Annotated in this window: 13 protein-coding genes; 3 read left to right on the top strand and 10 right to left on the bottom strand. The window is 72.0% G+C overall.

Features of this window, described 5'->3' with window-relative positions; all coding sequences use genetic code 11:
- Positions 1 to 463: 463 nt before the first annotated feature.
- Positions 464 to 4,270: an nSTAND1 domain-containing NTPase gene (locus ACFSVL_RS24685; protein WP_378307914.1), complete on the top strand. Its 3,807-nt coding sequence runs from the start codon at positions 464 to 466 to the stop codon at positions 4,268 to 4,270.
- On the opposite strand, the gene ACFSVL_RS24690 is transcribed toward ACFSVL_RS24685, so the two are convergent.
- From ACFSVL_RS24690 to ACFSVL_RS24705, 4 genes are all read right to left on the bottom strand, one after another.
- On the bottom strand, positions 4,252 to 5,433 hold the full coding sequence (locus ACFSVL_RS24690; protein ID WP_378307915.1) for an alkyl sulfatase dimerization domain-containing protein: 1,182 nt from the start codon (positions 5,431 to 5,433) through the stop codon (positions 4,252 to 4,254). The two genes, ACFSVL_RS24685 and ACFSVL_RS24690, sit on opposite strands and share 19 nt — an antisense overlap.
- The gene (locus ACFSVL_RS24695) at positions 5,433 to 6,767 is read right to left on the bottom strand and encodes an MFS transporter (RefSeq protein ID WP_378307916.1); all 1,335 of its coding nucleotides are present in this window, start codon (positions 6,765 to 6,767) and stop codon (positions 5,433 to 5,435) included. The genes ACFSVL_RS24690 and ACFSVL_RS24695 overlap by 1 nt, the downstream gene beginning before the upstream one ends.
- 112 nt (positions 6,768 to 6,879) lie before the next feature.
- Entirely contained in the window at positions 6,880 to 8,199 is a 1,320-nt protein-coding gene (locus ACFSVL_RS24700; RefSeq protein WP_378307917.1) for an alkyl sulfatase dimerization domain-containing protein, read from the bottom strand.
- Positions 8,192 to 10,228, bottom strand: coding sequence for an acetate--CoA ligase family protein (locus ACFSVL_RS24705; RefSeq protein ID WP_378307918.1), 2,037 nt, complete (start codon positions 10,226 to 10,228; stop codon positions 8,192 to 8,194). Before ACFSVL_RS24705 ends, ACFSVL_RS24700 begins: the two co-directional genes overlap by 8 nt.
- Before the next feature lie 80 nt (positions 10,229 to 10,308).
- Here ACFSVL_RS24705 and ACFSVL_RS24710 point away from each other — a divergent pair, with 80 nt between their 5' ends.
- On the top strand, positions 10,309 to 11,475 hold the full coding sequence (locus ACFSVL_RS24710; protein WP_378307919.1) for a helix-turn-helix domain-containing protein: 1,167 nt from the start codon (positions 10,309 to 10,311) through the stop codon (positions 11,473 to 11,475).
- Here the strand turns inward: ACFSVL_RS24710 and ACFSVL_RS24715 are convergent, their stop codons facing one another.
- Genes ACFSVL_RS24715 through ACFSVL_RS24740 form a run of 6 tightly spaced genes read right to left on the bottom strand, consistent with a single transcriptional unit; the run spans position 11,476 to position 19,225 of the window.
- Positions 11,476 to 12,465, bottom strand: coding sequence for a hypothetical protein (locus ACFSVL_RS24715; RefSeq protein ID WP_378307920.1), 990 nt, complete (start codon positions 12,463 to 12,465; stop codon positions 11,476 to 11,478). It abuts the gene before it with no gap.
- A gap of 22 nt (positions 12,466 to 12,487) precedes the next feature.
- Positions 12,488 to 13,303, bottom strand: a complete 816-nt coding sequence (locus tag ACFSVL_RS24720) for a DUF3592 domain-containing protein (RefSeq protein ID WP_378307921.1) — start codon at positions 13,301 to 13,303, stop codon at positions 12,488 to 12,490.
- A gap of 9 nt (positions 13,304 to 13,312) precedes the next feature.
- On the bottom strand, positions 13,313 to 13,840 hold the full coding sequence (locus tag ACFSVL_RS24725; protein ID WP_378307922.1) for a hypothetical protein: 528 nt from the start codon (positions 13,838 to 13,840) through the stop codon (positions 13,313 to 13,315).
- 57 nt (positions 13,841 to 13,897) lie between these two features.
- Positions 13,898 to 16,882, bottom strand: coding sequence for a hypothetical protein (locus ACFSVL_RS24730; protein WP_378307923.1), 2,985 nt, complete (start codon positions 16,880 to 16,882; stop codon positions 13,898 to 13,900).
- 1 nt (position 16,883) lies between these two features.
- Positions 16,884 to 17,921 carry a hypothetical protein gene (locus ACFSVL_RS24735; RefSeq protein ID WP_378307924.1) on the bottom strand — a complete coding sequence of 346 codons (1,038 nt, stop codon included), beginning with the start codon at positions 17,919 to 17,921 and terminating at the stop codon, positions 16,884 to 16,886.
- The gene (locus tag ACFSVL_RS24740; protein ID WP_378307925.1) at positions 17,918 to 19,225 is read right to left on the bottom strand and encodes a hypothetical protein; all 1,308 of its coding nucleotides are present in this window, start codon (positions 19,223 to 19,225) and stop codon (positions 17,918 to 17,920) included. The genes ACFSVL_RS24735 and ACFSVL_RS24740 overlap by 4 nt, the downstream gene beginning before the upstream one ends.
- Before the next feature lie 140 nt (positions 19,226 to 19,365).
- Between ACFSVL_RS24740 and cynS the strand changes: the two genes are divergently transcribed.
- Complete coding sequence (cynS, locus tag ACFSVL_RS24745; RefSeq protein WP_378307926.1) at positions 19,366 to 19,836, top strand: cyanase; 471 nt, start codon at positions 19,366 to 19,368, stop codon at positions 19,834 to 19,836.
- Positions 19,837 to 19,852: the final 16 nt, after the last annotated feature.

The raw sequence follows: 19,852 nt of genomic DNA on the forward strand, positions 1-19,852 counted from the left end.
CCGCTGGCTTGCACCGGGGCGACGCGGGCGGCGGGAGTTGGGCGTGTCGTCTGTGAGGGACTCCTTGGGGGAATCAGATTCCCTCAAGGAGTCCCTCACAGACTGAAAGAAACGGTCGCACTGGTGTTAATCGGGCATTTCGCTGACGTCGGCAGGCTGAGGGCACCCGAGCTTAAGTCCCTGGCATTGGAGCCGAGGGCCCGGTGGGCCCGCGCTGCTTGGGGCGATCCCGCTGAGGTCCTGTTCTAGCCGCTCCGGCGCCCGAACGGCAGGTCAGCGGTTGTGCGGCGGACAATTCCGCACAACCGCACAACGCGCCGGCGGCGGATCCGGCCACGTCAGGGCGCTTCCGGTGCGGATTCGGCGGCCGGAACGTCCGTCCGGGGGTTGCCGTGCTCCGGTCGGTTCTGGGCACAATCGACGGGCACGGGCCCGGGGAGGGGTCCGCGGGGGAGGGACTGAAGTGGCACGGCCGGAAACACCGGTGGATCCGCTGGCGGGCGCGCTGCAGCGGTTCGCCTTCGATCTGCGGACGCTGCGGGAGCGGGCCGGGAAGCCGAGCTACCGGCGGCTCGCGGTCCGGGCGCATTTCTCCGCCACGACGCTGGCGCAGGCCGCCCGGGGGCAGGTCCTGCCCAGCCTGCCGGTGACGCTCGCGTTCGTCTCCGCGTGCGGCGGGGACCGGGAACAGTGGCAGGAGCGCTGGCACGAGCTGGCGGCCGAGATGGCGGCGGGCGAACGCGCCGCCGCGCCGGACGGGGCGTGCGCGCCCTATCCGGGGCTCGGGGTGTTCGAACCGGAGGACGCCGCCCGCTTCCACGGCCGGGACGGACTGGTGGAGCAGCTGGCCGGACTGGTGGAACAGCACCGGTTCACCGCCGTGGTGGGCGCGTCCGGGGCGGGCAAGTCGTCGCTGCTGCGCGCGGGGCTGATCGCCCGGGCCCGGGCGGGCGAGCTGGCCGTTCCGGTGGCGGACGTCCGGATCGTCGTGCCCGGTCCGGACCCCGTGGCGGAGTGTGCGGCGCAGTTCGGCGGGGAGTGCGGCGGCTCGTTCCGGCTGCACGACGCGGTGCGCGGGCTGCTCGCCGGGCGCGACGGTGACCTGTTGCTCGTGGTCGACCAGTTCGAAGAGATCTACACGGTGACCGGGCCGGCGGAGCGGGCCCGGTTCGTCGAGATGCTCGCCGGTGCCGCGCATCGGCCGGACAGCCGCGTCCGGGTCGTGCTCGGTGTCCGCGCGGACTTCTACGCTCGCTGCTGCGCCGACCCGGCCGTCGCGAAGGTGCTGCAGGACGCCCAGCTGGTGGTCGGCCCGATGAGCACGGAAGGGCTCCGGCTGGCGATCACCCGGCCGGCGATCGACGCGGGCTGCACGGTCGAAGGCGCGTTGCTGACCGAGCTGGTCGCCGATGTCGGGGACGAGCCGGGTGCGCTGCCCTTGCTGTCGCACGCGCTGCTGGAAACCTGGCGCCGCCGGCGGGGCACGACGCTGACCCTGGCCGGCTACCACGCCGCGGGCGGCACTTCGCAGGCGCTCACGCGGACGGCCGAGACGGTCTACCAGCGGCTGGACGGGCAGCAGCGGAAGACGGCGAAGGCGTTGCTGACCCGGCTCGTGGCGCTGGCCGACGGGGTCGAGCACACCAAACGCCGCGTCCGGCGCGACGAGTTGCCCGCCGAGGACGCGGACCTCGGCCGGGTCGTCGAACTGCTGGCCACGCAGCGGCTGCTGGTGCTCGACCACGACACGATCGAGATCAGCCACGAGGCGCTGATCCGGGAATGGCCGCGGCTGCGCGAATGGCTCGCCGAGGACCTGGAAGGGCTCCGGCTGCACCGCCAGCTCACCGAGGCCGCACGGACCTGGAACGACCTCGGCCGCGACGAGGGCGTGCTCTTCCGCGGCACGAGGCTGGCGCTCATCCGGGACTGGTGCGACGCCGGATCGCCGGTGCTCTCGGCGGACGAGGCGGAGTTTCTGCGGGCGAGCGTCGCGGCGCACGATCGGGAGCGGGAAACCGAAGTCCGGCGGACCCGGCGGTTGCGCAGGATGGTCGCGATGCTCGCCGCCCTGCTCCTGGTCGCCGCGGTCGCCACCGGTTTCGCGGTCCAGTCCGGCCGCACCGCCACCGAACAACGGGACGTGGCGGTGGCGCAGAAGGTGTTCAGCCAGTCGCAGCAGCTGCGCGAGACGAATCCGGGGCTCGCGTTGCAGCTCGACCTGGCGGCATACCGGCTTTCGCCGCAACCCGAGCTGCGCGACGCCATTCTCAGCGGAGCCGCCGAACCGGTGCCGACGAGGCTGACCGGGAACACCGGCCAGATCACGGCGACGGCGGCCAGCCGAACCCGGCATCTGCTTGCCGCCGCTGATCTGGATTCGAGTGTGCTGCTGTGGGACGTCACGAACCCGCGGCATCCGGCGACGCTCGCGAAGCTGGCTGTTCCCGGAGGCGCGGTCACCGCGACGGCGTTCAGCCGGGACGGGCGCACGTTGGCGACCGGAGCGTTGTCCGGCGAGGTCCGGCTATGGGACCTCACAGACCCCCGGCGGCCGCGGCAGGTGTCGGCGATTCAGGCGTCCGACGGCGTCGCGGCGCTGACGTTCGGCGCGGACGACCGGACGTTGAGTGTCGGCACGACGACGAAGTACAGCGCGGATCCGTCCCACCCCTCCCAGACCGGCCTGGGGTTGTGGGACGTGCGGGACCGGACGCGTCCGGTGCTGGCGGCGACGCCCTTGCCCGGACAGAACGTGCTGGCGGCCGTTTTCGCCGCGGACGGCCGGATTCTGGCCACCGGCGGCGACGACGGCGTCCTGCGCCTGTGGGACACGACCGACGCGCGACGGCCAGCCCTGCTGGCGCAGCAACCGGCGCGGGCCGGGGCGATCTCGTCGATCGCGGTCAGCGGGCATCTCCTGGCCACCGGCGATGGCACGTCCGCGCACCTGTGGGAGATCGGCGACCCGCGACGTCCGGCCGATGTCGCCGCACTGCCGCCGATCCCGCGCGGGGTCGCCAGCCTGGACTTCAGCCCGGACGGCCGCACGCTGGCCACCTCGGGCGACGACAAGACCACCCGGCTGTGGAGCGTCGCCGAACCCGCCCGGCCGCGGCAGGTCCTTACCCTGGCCGGGCACGCCAGCACCGTGAGCACCGTTCTGTTCACTGTGGACGGACAGACTCTCGCGACCGCCGGGGAGGACAAGGCCGTTCAGCTCTATCCGGTGCCAGAACTGGTCTTCGCCGGTTCGGCAAGCCTGGCCGCGTCAGTCGCGACCAGCGAGTCGGTGATCGCGATCGGCGGCGGGGACGGGCGCACGCGGTTGTGGGCGACCGGCGATCCCAGCGCGCCGAAGCCGGTGGCTGAGCTTCCCGGGCCCGCGCACCCCGTCCTGTCCGTCGACCTCACCGACGACGGACGGCTGCTGGCCACCGCGAGCAGTGAAGGCACGCTGAGCCTGTGGGAGATCGAAGATCCGCGAAACCCGGTGAAGACGGCGACCGTCCGCACCGGCGGCGCTTTGTCGTGGGCGACTTTCAGCAGCGACGCGCACACCCTCGCGACGTCGGACACGGTTCGCACCCATCTCTGGGACATCGCCGACCCCGCGCATCCCCGTTCCCTGGCTTCCCTTCCGGCATATAGCGGAGGCGGCAGTGCGGCGGCCTTCTCGCCCGACGGGAAGACGCTGGCGACCGACAGCAACGACAACACGGTGAAGCTCTGGGATCTCTCCGACCGGAGCCACCCGGTCCTCCGCGCGAGCCTGGCCGGGCACCAGAAGTACGTGGCCGCGCTCGCCTTCAGCCCCGACGGGCGGACGCTGGCCAGCGCGGGCAGCGACACCACCGTCCGGCTCTGGGACGTCGCCGACCCGCAGCACGCGGCGAAGACCCTGACCGGGCACACCGACAACGTCGCCCGGATCGCCTTCAGCCCGGACGGCCGGACGCTCGTGACCGGCAGCAAGGACAACACCGTCCGGCTGTGGTCCGTGCCCCGCGCCGAACCGCTGGCCACGCTTCAGGGGCACACCAGCGAGATCGACGGCCTCGGCTTCACCCCGGACGGACGGCACGTCGTCACCGGCGCTGCCGACGGTGCTGCGCGGTACTGGGCGACTGAGCTGGATCAGGCGGTCGAGCGGGTCTGCGGGGTGGCCGCGCCGCTGGAGCGGGAGGAGTGGGAGCGCTACTTCCCGGGGCTTGATTATCAGCCGCCGTGTGGGGAGGAGGAGTCGGTGGATCACCAGCCGCTGCGGTAGAAACTGCGCGACACGTAGCTGCTGGCTTCCGCTGCGCGGGCCGTGCACAGCTCGTCTTTGACTGCTCGTGCTTGCTTGACCAGTGGGTCGTCTCCGGGCGCGAGGGCCAGCAGATCGATGACGTGCAAGGCTTCCTGCACCCGTCCGTCCGACCGCAGCCGTTCGGCGTGGTCGAGCACCGCCTGCTTGTCCGTGATCGCCTCGGCGCGCGCAGCGGCGGCCACGTCCGGCCGGGACGGGTGCAGGGTCGTCGGATTCCCGTCCCACCACCCGGTTTCCGACCGGACGATGTCGCGCACGATGTACTCGCGGTGGCCGTAGTGCTCGCGCATCCACGGCACGTCGAACAGTTCGGCGGGGTAGCGGAGGTCGTGCACGATGTCGTCCACGCGCTTGCCCTCGTTGAGCTGGTCCACGACCGCGCCGCGCAGCCAGCGGAGGGCGGCCGCGGTCATCGTGAGCTGCCGGACCGGGTCTTCCCGGACGACCGGGCCGAATTCCGGCACCAGCACGGCCGGGTTCAGCGCGGCGAGCCGGTCGAGAGTGTCGGCCCATCGGACGGTGTCGCGCATGGTGCGCATGGGCGTGCCGATGTTGGGGATGCCGTTGATCACCGCGGCGCTGCCGTACAGCACGCGCTTCGACGGCAGCCACACCGCGGTCACGTCGTCCGTTTCGGATGGTGCCCACAGCAGCCGGACGTCCGGGGCCAGGGTCATCGCTTCCCGGTACGTCTGGTCGGGGAAGGTGACCGGCGGCGGGGCCGTCAGGTCCGGCATCGGGCGGCGGAACTGCCGGGTGTTGATGTGGTTCTGCAGCCCGGCCGTTTCCAGATAACGCTGGTAGCGCCGGACGACGTTCTCGTGCGCCACGACGGTCGGGCGCCGTTCGCCGTGCGCCGCGGCGTAGTCGAAGAATCCGGGGACGCCGTAGTTGTAGCCGAGATGTCCGTGGCTGTAGACGATCCAGCGCACCGGTTCGCGCAGCTGGTCCAGCACCGGCGCGACGAGGTCTGGGGACGGTCCGGTGTCGACCACGACGAGACCCGAAGGCGTGTCGACGGCGAGACTGTTGCCCTGCAGGCCGATCGAACGGACGCCGGGCGCGACCTCGGTGATTTCGCCGGAGCCGTAGAGCGGGTTTTTGGTGTCCTGGAAGGGCATCAGCGGACTACCTCGATCCGGTCGGTGCGGAGTCCGAGCCGCCGGGCGGTGCGGTCCGGGTTGACGAAGACGACGGCGAGCAGACCGCCTGCAATGGACAGCAGGCCGCTGATCGTGAAGGCGAGCGTGAAGCCGCTGCCCGGCGACGAGGCGGCCTGGATGAGCCGTCCGGTGAGGTACGGGGCGAGCAGCCCGGCGGTGGTGACCAGCCCGACGGTGATCGACAGGACTGCGCCGCGCTGCCGCGTCGGGCTGATCTCGGCGTTCATCGTGACGCCGAGCGCGAACACCACCCCGCCGAGGCTGAACGCGACGGTCAGCAGCGCGATCTGGAACCAGCCCCGCCCGACGTGCGGGAACACCAGCATCGCGAGACCCGACAGCAGCACCGCGACGCCGCCGAGCACGCCCCGGGCCACCCGGCTCGACACGCCGCGCCGCATCAGCCAGTCGCTGAGGGTGCCCTGGGCGAGGTTGAACACCACCGACGCGATCCACGGCAGCGCGACCAGCGTCCCGGTGGTCACCGTGCTGTAGTGCAACGCCGTTTCCAGGTAGTGCGGCACCCACGCGACCAGCACGGCCAGCGCCCAGTACGCGGCGAACCCGGCCAGGAACCCGCCGAGCCACGTGCCGTTCAGCAGGATTCGCCGGTAGGGCACGCGCGGTTCGTCGGCGGCGGACTTGGCCTCGGCCGCGTGCACGGACGCGGTTCCGGCGACCTTGCCCTCCCGGCCGAAGATCGCCCACAGCAGCGACCACAGCAGCCCGACGACGAGCAGCGCGAAGAACGCCCACCGCCAGCCGTAGCCGACGATCAGCGCGGTGAGCAGCGGAGACGCCAGCGCGACGCCGATGCCGGAACCGGCGTTCAGCAACGCGCTGGGCAGCCCGCGTTTCTCGTTGGGGAACCACTTGTACGCCGCGTGCATGGCCAGCGGATTCGCCGGGCCCTCGGCCGCGCCGAGCACGATCCGGCTGACCAAGAGCGCGCCGAAGCCGACGGTGCCGAGCATCGGCGCCTGCGTCAGCGCCCAGATCAGGCCGAGCGCCAGCAGGATCCACTTCGTCGGCACCCGGTTCGACAGGAAGCCGACCGCGATCGCGGAGATGCTGAACAGGAAGTAGAACCCGCTGCTGATCAGGCCGTACGCCTCGGGCGTGAGGCCGAGATCGTGCATCAGCGGTTTCGCGGCGAGCCCGAGCACGGCCTTGTCCGCGAAGTTGATCAGCATGAACACCAGCAGCAGCCCGGTGACGACCCAGCCGCGGGCGCTGGTGCCGCGGGTGCGCTTGCCGGCGGCGGTTTCGGCGGGGAGGGCGGGAGCGTTCATCGTGGGGTCCCCATTTCAACGTCGTTGTCGATGGGTGCTCTGGGTCGTCCGTGAGGGGAACCCTGAGGGACTCTGATTCCCTCAGGGTTCCCCTCACGGACCTGAAAGCGGGTCAGAAGGCCCAGCGGGTGCGGCCCTCGGTGCGGGCACGGAGCTGTTCGGCACGGTCGGTCCCGTCCAGCACGGCCTGAGACTCGGCAGCGGCCCAGGCGTAAACGCCCTTCGCCATCGTCGATGTCGCGGCTTTCTCCAACGCGGTGAACACTTCCGCGCGGGCGGTGTGCGCGGTCTCGTCGTCCGGGGCCGCGTCTACGGCGAGCTGGGCGAAGTGCCCGGCCAGCCGGTGTTCGCCCGCCGCGAGGAGTTCCTTCGCTCGCGCCGCCAGCCGGTCGGCACCGCCGGAGAGGTCGGCGAGTTCGCGGGACAGGTCGGCGCGGCGGGCGGGCTTGAGGTTCGCCGGGTTGCCGTCGTACCAGCCGCCGTAGAGCCGCCAGACGTTGCGGACGACGAATTCCGGCTCGTCGTAGGACGGTTTCAGATACGGCTTGGCCAGCAGTTCGGCCGGAGCGGTGACCCCGTGCACGACCTCGTCGAGCGTGGCGCCGGCGTTCATCGCGTCCACGGTCTGGTCGTGCAGGGTTTCGAGGAACTCGGCGGTGTCGGACAGCGCGGTCCGGATCCGGTCCGCCCCGGCGATCGGCACGCCGTGGCCGGGCAGCAGCAGTTCCGCGCCGAGCCCGGCCATCCAGCGCAGCGCCCGCGCCCACTCCGCGGCGTAGCGCTGGACCTTCTGCGGATTGCCCGGATTAGGGGAGGACCAGATGAAAAAGTCGCCGCAGCACAGGATTTTCCGGTCGGGCAGCCAGGCGATCGTCGCGTCGTCGGTCTCGCCGCGGCCGTGCTTGAGCCGCACGTCGAGGTCGCCGATCCGCAGCGTCGTGGTGTCCCGGTAGGTGACGTCTGGGTGCCGGTACCGGTCCGGCCAGCGGAAGCCGGGCGACTGGAACTGCCGCTGGTTGATCACCGTGTTGTAGCCGCGCGTGCGCTCGTATCGCTCGAACCGCGGCGGCGTGTTTTCGTGGGCCAGCACGGACGGGCGACGCCAGCCGCGCTCCTCGGCTTCGAGGTCGAACGGGCCGACGCCGAAGACGTGGTCGATGTGGCCGTGCGAGTAGACGGCGGTGTGCAGCGGGGCGTCGGTGCGGGCACGGGTGGCGCCGAAGAGGTCTTTCGCGGTGCGGCGCTCGCCGGTGTCGAAGCAGAACAGGCCATCGTCGGTGGGGAAGAGGAAGACGTTGCCGAACGCCGGCCACATCCACACGCCCTCGGCCAGCTCGTGCAGACCGTCCTTGCGCAGTACGCCGGTGTGGTAGACGCGGGTGTCGGCCTCGCCTCGCCAGACTTTGTCGGCGTAGTCGAGCAGGTCAGTCACGGGATGCCTCCTGAGCGGTGAAGAGTGCGTCGACAGCGACCAGGTCGTCGCCGGTGACGCAGAGCGGGTTGAGGTCGGCTTCGGCGAACTCCGGATGGTCGCCGAGGATCTGGATGAGCCCGTCGATCGCGGCGGCGACAGCGGGGACCGGGGCGGCGAGGACGTCACCAGCCCAGGCGGCCAGTTCGGCCCGCTGCGCCGGGGTCGCCGGGAGCAGCAGCGCGCGGCGTGGTGCGGTCGGGTCTTCTGCACGGTCGCCGCCCGCGCCGAGGACGATTGCGGTGCCGTACAACGGATCCCGTGTCGCGCCCAGGGCGAGTTCCTCGGTGTGCGGCAGCAGCGGCTGCACGACGAGGGTGCGGTCCGGGTCGGTGGAAACCTCGTCCAGGCGGGCCCGGAGCGTGTCCAGCACCGCGGGCAGCTCCGCCGAGTTGACGCCGACGCGGACCAGCCCAGCGCGGGCCCGGTGCGGCACGTCGGCGGCGTCGCCCTTGACCACATACGGTTCCGGCCAGCCCCGTGCTGCCTCGGCGAGATCGATCCCGGCGACGGTGTCGACGTGCCGGATCCCAGCGCTCTCCAGCAGCGGGATGGCCCGCAGCTCTGTCCACACTGGACGGTTATCGGCCCCAAGCCGCTGCACCGCTTCCGGGACGCGGTCCGGGACAAGCACCCGAAGCCGCCGCACGAGCGCGCCGATGCTGGGCAGCACGGTGTCCGGCCGCCCGACCTTCGCCAGCTCGCCGGGCGGTGCGCAGGCCCAGACGAACCACGTCGGGGTCCGCATCTCGGCGGCGGCCGCGGCCAGCCGGTGGTACGCCTCCGGGAAGCGGTCGCCGAACGTCAGGTAGAGCACGACGCCGTCGAGTTCCGGGTCTTCGTCGAGCGCACCGAGGAGATCGCCGACCCGGCCCATCCAGCGGTCGATGTTGCCGCCGAGATCGACCGGGTTCTCGTCCGCTGCCTCGACACCGCCGACCTCGGCGAGCTTCGCGCGCGTCGCGTCGGACAGCGGCGGGATCCGGACACCCAGCGCGGTCAGGTTGTCGGCAAGGATGCCGCCCGCGCCGCCGGACATCGTGAGCACGGCCAGCCGGGGCGCAGGCGGCAGCGTCGTGCCTTTTCGGGCGCAGAGCACGGCGTCCACGAGCTGGTCGTCGTCGGTGACCAGGTGGATGCCTTCCTGCCGACACAGCGTGGCGAGCAGGAAGTGATCACCAGCGACGGCAGCAGTGTGCGACAAGGCAGCCTGCCGACCGGCGGCGCTGCTGCCGACCGCGAGCGCCACCACCGTCTTGCCCGCCTCCCGGGCCTGCCGCCCGAGCGCGCGGAGACCGTCCGCGTCGCGCACGCCTTCGAGGTAGAGCACGAGCACCTCGACGTCCGGCTGATCGAGCAGGTACCTGCCGATTTCGTTGCTGGAGAGGCAGGCTTCGTTCCCGACGCTCGCGTAGTAGGAGTAGCCGATTCCGGCCTGTTCGAGCAGGTCCGCGAGCACGAAACCCATCGCGCCGCTCTGCGTGACGATCGCGATCGGACCGGGTGGCACACGTTCGCGGTCGAGAAAGATGGTGGTGGACAGCTGCACGCCGGCCGGATGGCTCACCACGCCCAGGCAGTTCGGGCCGAGCACCGGCAGGTCGCCCGCCGCCTCGCGCAACTCGTCCTCCAGCGCGGTGTTGCCGCCTTCGGCGAAGCCCGCCGCGAAGACGACGACCGCGCCGGAACCGAGTTCGCGGGCCTGCCGGACGAGCGCCGGAACCGTTTCCGCCGGGGTCACGAGGACCACGAGGTCGGGCCCGTACCCGATCTCCGCGAGCGAGCCGACCGTGCGCACGCCAGGCAGTTCGAGCGGACCGCGCGAGACCGCGAAGACCTCGCCGCGGTAGCCGCCGCGCAGCAGCCGCTCCAGCGCGATCCGTCCCCACGAGAGCGCGGTGGTCGCGGAGACGCCGACCACGGCGACCGATTTCGGGCGGAACAGCGGCTCGCAGCGCATGGGGTCCGGGCCTCCTGTGATCGCGGTCATGGACACAACCCCAACTGTCGCCGCTGGTCAGCCCAGGTGGTAGCGCACATTGCCCAGGTTTTCGGCTACTGTGCTGTGACATGTCACAGCTGTCGTGGCGCAGCTTCGAGCACCGGCTGCCGAAGGTGGGCGAGCGGACGATCCGCCGGTACGTCGAAACCTCCACGCACTACCGGGGCCAGGTGCCGGCACATCTGCACCTGCACATGGCGCACACGCTCCGCGAGTTCGGCCGGATGTTCGCGCGCGCGATGCGGGAGGGCAGCGAACCGCGCGAGGACGAACTCGAGCTGTTCCGCCAGCGAGGCCGGGAACGGGGTGCGGAGGGACTGCCGGTCAGCGATTTCGTGCACGCGTACCTGCTGGCGGCCGAGGAAATCTGGGCGGAGATCCAGGACCTTTCCGGCGGTGCGCCGCCCGGCGAGACGACCGCGGTGCTGCTGAACTGCCTGCACCGGGTGCTGAACGCGGCCGTGCAGGCGCACCAGAAGGAGTTTCAGACTGCCGACCAGGAGCAACGCGAGGCGGCGCGGGCGCTGGTCCGGCGGCTGGCGGCGGGGGAGCCGGTCCCGGAACCGGCCGACGTCCGGCTCGCCCCGGCTTACGGCGTGCTGGCCCTGCGGTTCGCCGCGGACCCGGCGGATTCGATCGGCGACGCGGTCGGCCGCCATCTGGCCGGGCAGCGGAAGGCGCGGCTGCTGCTGCAGCATCTGCACCGGGAGCTGTCCGGGGATGTGCTGGCCGCGTTGGACCCGGACGGCGGGCTCCTGCTGATACCGTCCACTTCGGACAGTACGGAGGCGCTGACCGGGGCGCGCCAGGCCGTTCCGCGCGCGAGCCAGACGACCGGCGTGGAGATCACCGGCGCGTTCGCGCACGCGGACGGGCTGGCCGAAATTCCCGCCGCAGTGGCGGAAGCGGAACGGCTGCTGCGGCTGAACTCGGTGCCCGGCACCGTCGCGGTGCTCTCCGATCACCTCTTCGAATACCAGCTGAACCACGACAGCGCGGCGACCCCGCAACTGCGTGCGCTCGCGGCGCGGCTGAGCGGCGAGCCGGACCTGACGACGACGCTCCGGACGTACTTCGACACCGACTTCAACCGCCGCGAAACCGCGCGGAAACTGCATGTGCACCCAAATACGGTGGACAACCGCCTGTCGCGCGTCGCAACCCTGACCGGCGCGGATCCGCGGACGGCTAAAGGGCTTTTGCTGCTGGGCGCCTCGCTGGGCTTGGCCGGGTGATCATCCCGCGAGCGAAGCACTGCCCTTGGGACCGGTCACCGTGACGCGGACGGTCTGCCCGGACGGCAGCTGGACCGCCGTGACCTGCCAGGTCTGCGGGGTGCCGACATCGAGCGTCCGCAAGGCTTTCCGCACCAAACCGGGGATGGTGTCGACCGGCAGGGCGCGCAGGTCGAACCGCGGGACGTGGACGTCGGTCGGCGCGAAGACCACCGACAGCCGGTGTTCCTGGACGACCGCGGTGAGCGTGTGCGAGACGTCCGTGTTCTGGGCTAGCGTGTCGATGACTCGGCGCAGTTCTCCGTTGTCCAGCAACGATTGGTCGACGTCGACGGTAGCGGAGCCGGAGGAGGTCACGGTGGACGAGACCGGCGGTTCGGGCGCGCTGGGCTCCGGCGTGAACAGTTCGACGCGGAAGAGCCCGAGGACGGCGCCCGCGCCCAGCAGCAGCCCGATCAGCGTGAGGACACCGGTCACACAGCCCTCCGGCGGCGGATGGACCAAAGTGGACTCGTGCGCGGGCTCGATGACCGCCTCGGCCGCCCGGCGCTGCCATTCCGGCGTCGGGTCGGACAGGATTTCGACCTTCCAGGGCCGGTCCGGCGGGTAGGAGACCACCAGGACGTCGCCCTTGCGGTAGCTCGGGAGATCGACCAGGTTGACGGTGTGGGACGCCGTCACGCGATGCGGCGGAGCCCCGTCCGGCGCCACCGTGAGGACGAGGTCGAGCGGGAGATCGCCCGTTTCGGTGCCGCCGGCGCGCAGGCTTTCGATCCGCGCGACCGCCACCGTCGGCACCACCGCCGCTTCCCGGAAGCGGCGCGGGATCCGGCTGAGGTGCAAGAGAAGGCCGTACCCGAGCGGAATCCCCAGCCCGGCGACGAACAACGGAACACTCTCGACGATGATCCCGACGACCAGCGAGCACAGGGTCGCCCCGATGACGATGCCGGCCAGGAACCCGGACACCATCGTTCGCGCGGCTGACATGGAAGCACTCCCTTTTCGGCAGTCAACGGGAAATCGGTTCCACCAGAACGGCTTTCGGGTCCTGCGGGTCGTAGCGGACGCGCACCTCGGACCCCTCGGACGGAGCCTGGAACATCGACGTGATCATCGTGGCGACGACCTCGCGCTCGCCGGTCGCGGTGGGAAACCGCACCTGGACGGTGAACCGCGGATTCCCCATCACCCAGACGTTCGTGAACTCCACCCGGGTGACGAGCCCGGTCGCCTGGAGACCGCAATGGAGCAGCCCCTGCTCACGGTCGTCATCCTCGGCCGCGCGCAGGAAAGACCGCAGCAGCACCACAATCAGGGTCATCGTGATCAGCCCGGCCACCGCGGGCACCAGATACGGCTCGTAGTAGACCACCCAGTCCACGTCGGACCACGGCTCGGCCTTGCCACCACCAGGGGACGGAAGCCGTTCGCCTACCGATTCCGGCGGCGTCCACGACGGGGCCGCGACACCGCTGCCCAGCAGTACTCCGAGAGCCGCCGCCAGCGAACTAGCCTGGAAGCCGATCCCCATGCGGCGCAACGACATTCCGCCACTCCACGCCATCGCGAAGCCCAGCGACGACGCCACCGTCACCGAAAAGCTGAAGAACAGCACGAGCGAAGCCGTCGGCCCCTCGTCGGCCCCCCACGCGCCGACGCGGTTCAGCGACATCAGCCGGAAGTTGTCCAGCAGCCCGAGCGCGCCGGACCAGCCGGCCACCGCCCAGGCGAGCGTCGTGGGGATCCCGAACAGCCACAGCCGCCGGTTCGCCCCGCGCACCTGCCGAGGCTCGTCCGGCAGCCCGAACGCGAAGGAGTTGAACACCGCGGCCGCCTAGTCGATCGGGCCGAACACGGCGACCTTGGCCGGGTCGGCGGGATCGAGCCGGGCCTCGTGCCGGGTGCCGGGCGCGTACTGCTGGATCGTCGCCTGCGGGGCGATCAGCGGCCGGACGGTCTGGTACATCATGCCGTCGGCGCGGGTGACGTCGAGGGTCGCGGTGTACTGCGCCTGCCCGGCGACCGTCCGTCCGGTCGGCTCCAGCGCGCTGATCACGAGGGTGGCTTTCTCGCCGGTGTCGTACAGCTGGCGCAGTTCGGTGCCGTAGGCCTGGAGTTCCTGCTGCTGGCGCAGCTGCTCCGGCATCGGCAGCGCCAGGAAGGCCGCCATGTCCGGGTCGGCCGCGACGTTGCGGAACGCCTGCGCGGCGAGCTGCGGAGTCGGCAGCTGCGGCGTGATGTCGTGCCCCTGCGCGGCGGCGGCCTGCCGGAACTGCTCGGCGTGCTGCTGGAAGTCCTGCGCGCCGCGCGCCATGCCCTGCTGGGTCGCTTCGTTGATCTTGTCGCGGATCTTCTTGAACATCGGGTGCCGCCTTTCGCTGTGCTGGTGTGCTGCACACAGCGTCGGCGGCGCGGGCTGCTACCGAACCCAGGTTTCGCCGTCGTCGGTGGCATCGAGGCAGGTCAGCGCCGCCCAGAAGACCGGCGACCCCGCTGGCTCAGGCCGTTCGCGCCAGCGCGCGAGCCGCTCCCGCTGCCACCCGCACAGCTCCCTGACCGGGTCCGGCCCGGCGAGTGCGGTGTCGACCGCGATGATCAGCTCGGCCATCGGGTCCGCGCCCGGCGTCGCGGCCGAGGTCGGCAGCGCCCACACCGTCGCGGCGACCAGTCCCGCCCCGGCCGCCACGGCGGCGAGCAGCACGCCGAACGGTTCGGGCAGGCCGAAGTCGCTCGCGCTGGCGCAGCCGATCAGCGCGACTCGCGCCGGCATGGCGTCCACTTCGGACAATGCCAGGTCGGCCGCGGTGAACGGCCGGTGCGCTCCGATCGGCGCGGCGGTGCCGGGCAGGTCCGCCGCACACGACAGGTGCAGCGCGGTCTGCGCGCCGTGCTCGTCCTGGATGCGGCTGACGTGGCCCGCGAACACCAGCCGCGAGCACGGTTCGGCCAGCAGTTCGGCGAGGAGCCGCCGGTCGGTGTCGGTGCGGCGGACCAGGTCCAGCCCCTGGGACGCGGCGGGCCGGACGGGGCCGGCGGCGATGCGCGCGTCGAGGTGTCGGATCAGCGGGGAGGTCGCGTTTTGCTTGCCCAGCACGGAACCCAGCTCGCCGAACGCGCTCTGGCCGGGGATGCGCGGGTCGAGCAGGTAGACCGGCGGTCCGGGCGGGGACGGCGCGCGGCGCGGGATGCCGACGGGGGCGAGGAGGGAGACGTCGGCGATGTCGAGGATCCGCGTGTCGCTGTCGAAGCAGGTGTCCGGCCCGTGCGCGTGGTCCGGGCGTCGGTCGGGCAGGGCGAGCAGGCCCCACGGGACCGCGGCGAGCGCGGGGGACGGCTGGATGCGCAGCAGCGGACGCTGTCCGTTGGCCGCCGCGCGCCGGAGGTGGGCGACGAGATCGGCGGGCAGGAGGTTGAGCGCGAGGACGCGGGCGAGGTGTTGCTCCGCGGCGAAGCTGCCGAAGGCGTCGAGCGAACGACGGACGGCGTCGGCGACCCGCTCGCCTTCGCGCGGCGTCGGGGAAGCCTCGGCGAGGAGCCCGCGAGCTGTTGCGACGAGGTCGGCGTGGACCGGGTGGGCGTGGACGGTGTCGAGGTCGCTGGTGCTGCGCCAGCTGAGGTAGGTGTGCCCGGCGTCGGCGTAGCGCAGGACAACGGTCTCGCGGCCGGGTTCGGCGGCGGGCCAGGTCTCGACGACGCCCGTCTCGGGCAAGGGCATCCGGTACCGTTCGGCGGCCAGCCGGGACCAGCCGTCCAGCTCCATCGGCGAGGACGGCGACCAGCGCAGCCCGGGCGGCGGGGCGAGCCGCAGCGGCAGCGACGAGGTGACCGAACCCAGTGCTGCCAACGGAAGCCGACCGTCCTGGACCGGCGGTGCCAACGCGGGAAGCGCGCCGGTCAGGTTCAGCGAACGGTCCTCCGGGTACGCCCCGACCGCGCACGCCCGCTCGATCAGCTCCGCCAGCAGCCGCGTTTCCCCGTGCTGGGCCAGCAGGACCATCAGCAGTTCCGTCGCCGGGCCCGCGACGCTGTTCGCCCACGCGACGCGCGCCGAGGCCGACGCGAACGCGAACCGGTACTCCTGCGCGGCGAGGGCTACCGGCAGCAACAAGTCGAGCGGATTCTCGCCGCAGGCGTGGCGGATCGTCGCCGAGAGGTAGTCGGCTCGCAGACATTCCAGCCATTCGCCCGACTCGCGGGCCGCCTCCCGGAGCCGGGCCGCGTGTTCTTCCGCCGCCGGCCAGTCTTCCTCGCCCGCCGCGCACTGGACGAGCGCCGCTGCGAGCCGACGCGCGCCCGGAGCGTCGCCGTTGGCCGCCCACAGCTTCCCAGCGTGCTCGAACTGGTCCCGGGCCTGCCGGACGTCGCCCGCGAACAGCAACAACGTGCCCAGCGCGTAGCTCGCCTCCGCGACATCGCCGGTCACCCCTGCGGCGGCGAGGTCGTCCCGTGCCGTGACGATCGCGCCGGGCAGATCCCCGTCGAACGCCCGGGTTTCCGCGAGCGCGATGGCGAATTTCGCCGCCGCCGGGCCATCGCCGCCGACGGTGAGCCGCAGCAGATCGGCCGTCGCGTCTGCTTCTTCGCCGCCCGCCTGGCGGATCCGGACGCGCTCGGCCCGCGCCATCGCCTGCAGCGACGCCACCTGGCCGCGAACCTCGTCGACGTCCGCGATCTCGGCCAGGTCGGTCAGGATTCCGTCGATCGCGTCGCGCGCACCGGCCGGGTCCCCGGCGGCCACCTGCACGCGTACTTCGAGGATGCGCAGCTCCAGTTCGTCAGCACCGTGCGGGTCGAGCTGTTCGCGCGGGAACTGGCCGGGCTCGGCGGTCTTCCGGAACGCCGCGCGACGCCGCTGATCGGCGAGTAGCTCGCGCGCCCGGTCGAGGTCACCCTCCTCAGTGGACAGTGAGATGAGGACGCGTTCCGCCACCTCGCGCGAACCCTCGATCATCCGCAGCTCGGCGTACTGTCCGAAGTGGACGATGGCGGCGGTGCTCACGGTGAAGACCTGGAGCACGGCTTCCGCGCATTGCCGGGCATTGCGGAGATCGCCCGCCGAATAACAGACAGTGGCCAGGTCGCTGACGGCGGCGAGTTCGAGGCTCGTCCGGTCGAGTTGCTGCGCGAGCTGCCGCATCCGCGCGTAAGCCCGCTGCGCACCGGCGACGTCCCGCGCGGCAGCGAGCCGTTTCGCCTCGGTCTGGACCGCGACGGCTTCGGCGAGCAGAGCGTGGTACTCGGCTTCGGTCAGCGCGCACGTGGGCAACTCCCGGTAAGCTGCCGGGTCGAGGCCGAAATGCCTTGCGACGCAACGACAGTTGTAGCCGTGCGAAACCGAGTCGGGCAGCTCCGGAGGCAGCGGCCGGTCCGGCGGCTCGATGGGCGGCGGCAAGCCGACGAGCACGTCAGAACTCCTCGTCGACGGCTCTGCCCGCGGCTCGTTCCGCCAGAGTCCGCGCCTCGCGGGCGCGCACCAGGGAAACCACCTCGGCCCGGTCCTCCGGTGTGGTCCCTTCGACGTCCGGCCCGGCCACTCCGACGACGAGACCGAGGCTCGCAGAAGGCATCGCCGCCAACCTGGCCCCGGCCTCGTCCAGGTCAACCGCCCCGGCGAAGCCTTCGCTGCCGAGCTGCAGGGAGACCTCGGCGAACGGCTCGCCGTCGTGGGTCGCGGCGGCGGTGAGGGCCGCGTCGTTGAGCGCCCCGGCGACCTCGACCTCCAGCCGGGCGGCGGTCCGGGTCGCGACGATCCGCCAGGTCACCGTGTCCTCGGCGGCGTCCAGAACGCCCGGCGGCACCCGAGCCCAGTCGACACTCGCGCGCCCCTCGGCCAGCACACCCTCGCCGGACCCGGTGGGACCGGTGCCCGCGGCCAAGGCGTACGCGCGCTGATCAGGCGTGACGGACTCCAAGCGCGCCGCCAGCTCCGCCGCGGCTTCGGCGTGGACGAGGTCGTCTTGGCCGTCGAACCAGGCCGAAAGCTGCGTGCACAGCCGACGGGTTTCCTCGGCTACCGGCCGAGCGGCCGCGAACAGCCCGGTCGCCTGGTCGAACAGCTCCGCCGCGCTGGCCTCGAATCCGTCCAGCAGGCCTTCGGCGACGTCCTCGACCGCCGCCGTCGCGATGGCCGCTTCGAAGTCCAGCAGCGCCGGGTCGAGTGCCGGGATGCCGAGCGTCGGGCTGGCAGGCCACCAGCGCCGGGCCCACAGCAGGAACGCGAGGCGGGCCAGCTCCGGCCGGGCGGGGACGTCAACGTGCCCGCCCCGGAGCGCGGTCAAGCTGGCTTCGGTGCCGACCAGCCTGGTCAGCCACGGTTCGGCCGCGCCGGCGTCGGTGAGTTCGATCCGCATCGACGGCACCGCGCCGATGAGCAGATCGGCCAGGGCGAAGCGGATCAGGCCGCCGTCCGCGGCGAGGACCGGGGTGTGCACCGGATGCGTCACGAGGCGGCCTCCAGCCGGGGCAGGCTGGCGACGAGCGCGCGCCGCACCTTCGTCCGCAGGTCCAGCGAGGTCGACCGGACGACCCCGGTGAGGAGGTCCCGGATGTCGGCCGCGGCGGCGGGGACCTCGCCGCTGACGTCGAAGCCGTGCAGCCGCACCCACAGCCGGGCGAGGAACCGCTTCGCGAACTCGCGCAGCTCGCGCAGGATCTCCGGGTCCGGATGCGCGGTGAGCGGCGTCGACCCGGCCAGTGCCCGGCGCGCGTACAGCACATAGCCCTCCCGCGAGATCTGGGCGTTGAGCCGCCGCGCGAACTCGGGAAGGTCGCCGGAGTCCGTGCCGTCGAGCGGGCGAAGCGCGGGGGAGAGGACGACGCCGAGCACGAAACACGTTGCCAGCACAGGCGATCCGAGCCCGAATCCGGCGGCCGTCCGGCTGAGTTCTTCGTCGACGAGGTCTGCGATGGCACCCGGTCCGGCGCGGCGCAGCGTCGCTCGTACGCGTCGTTCGATGCTGCGTTCGAGAAGCTCGCCGCCGGTTTCGTCGCGCTGGTTCAGCGGCGGCACGGCGGTGCGTTCGCCGCGCTGAAGGCCGAGATCCGGGGCGGGCAGCCCGGAAACCTCGCCGACGGCGCGGGCGAGCAAGGCGGTACCGCCCGGTTGGCGCAGCGCGAGGCCGAACGCGTGCCCGGCGGGGGTGTCGGCGAGCGCTTGCCAGGCGTCGTCGGGGAAACCGTTGACGACGGCGTCGAGCAGGGCGACGAAGTCGGCCGCCACGGGGCTGTGCGGCGTCGAGTGCCAGCGGCGGCGCAATTCGGCGGTGAGGTCGGCGGCGGTGCGGGGATCGGCTAAGTAGCCGCTCAACTGGTCTACCCCGGCCGTGCCGTCCTCGCCGTGCCATTCGCGCAGCGTCGCCGCGGCCCGCTCCGGCGCGGCGGCGTCCGGCATGCCGAAGCCCGTCGCGAGTTCGTAGGCGAGGGGAAAGCAGACGTCCTGGACGTTTCCCGCGGTGATGCGCAGGGCCCGCCGCTGTCGCTTCAAGTGCGTGAACCACGCGGCGGTGGCGCGCAGCCGGGCCGAGTCGGCCAGGAGCAGCTCAGTCACCTCCGCGGCGGCGGCCGGGTCCAGCAGCGGACGGCCCAGCCTCGGCCGCGCGGCGGTGCGGACCACCAGCGGATCGATGATCTTCTTGACGGTGCGGGTCAGCGGCCCGCCGTCGCCCGCGGAGAGGACCTCGACCCCCGGAATCCGCTGCCAGGCCCGGGCGAGGACAGCGGATCGCATCTGCTGCTGGCCTGCCGTCATCGCCCTCCCTCGTTCCGGCTGCACTTTATCCTGCCGCCGTCCTCGCGGGCGGACCTTGGACCGCGCGCCGCGTTCGGGCATGGTGGATCTCGCGGGATCCATTTACCGCCAAGGCCTTTCGAGGAAAGGACTCACCGAGCATGGTGCACGCCCAGTTCGACCCGGCCGCCCGCGCGGCGCTGGCGGCGAGAGCCGTGGAAGCCAAAATCCGCAAGAACCTCACCTGGGAGGAGATCGCCGCCGCGTCCGGCCTGTCGGCGGTGTTCACGACCGCCGCCGTCCTCGGCCAGCATCCGCTGCCCGAGGAATCCGCCAAGGCGGTGGCCGCCCTGCTGGACCTCGGCGACGACGCGGCGCTGCTGCTGCAGACCGTCCCGGTGCGCGGTTCGCTCCCGGACCGGGTGCCGACCGATCCGACGATCTACCGCTTCTACGAGATCCTCCAGGTCTACGGAACGACCCTGAAAGCCCTGATCCACGAACAGTTCGGCGACGGCATCATCTCGGCGATCAACTTCAAGCTCGACGTCAAGAAGGTGCCCGACCCCGAGGGCGGCGAGCGCGCCGTCATCACCCTGGACGGCAAATACCTGCCGACCAAACCGTTCTGACCGCGCGGCGGGCCGG

Source organism: Amycolatopsis silviterrae (assembly GCF_042684085.1).
Taxonomy (GTDB): domain Bacteria; phylum Actinomycetota; class Actinomycetes; order Mycobacteriales; family Pseudonocardiaceae; genus Amycolatopsis; species Amycolatopsis silviterrae.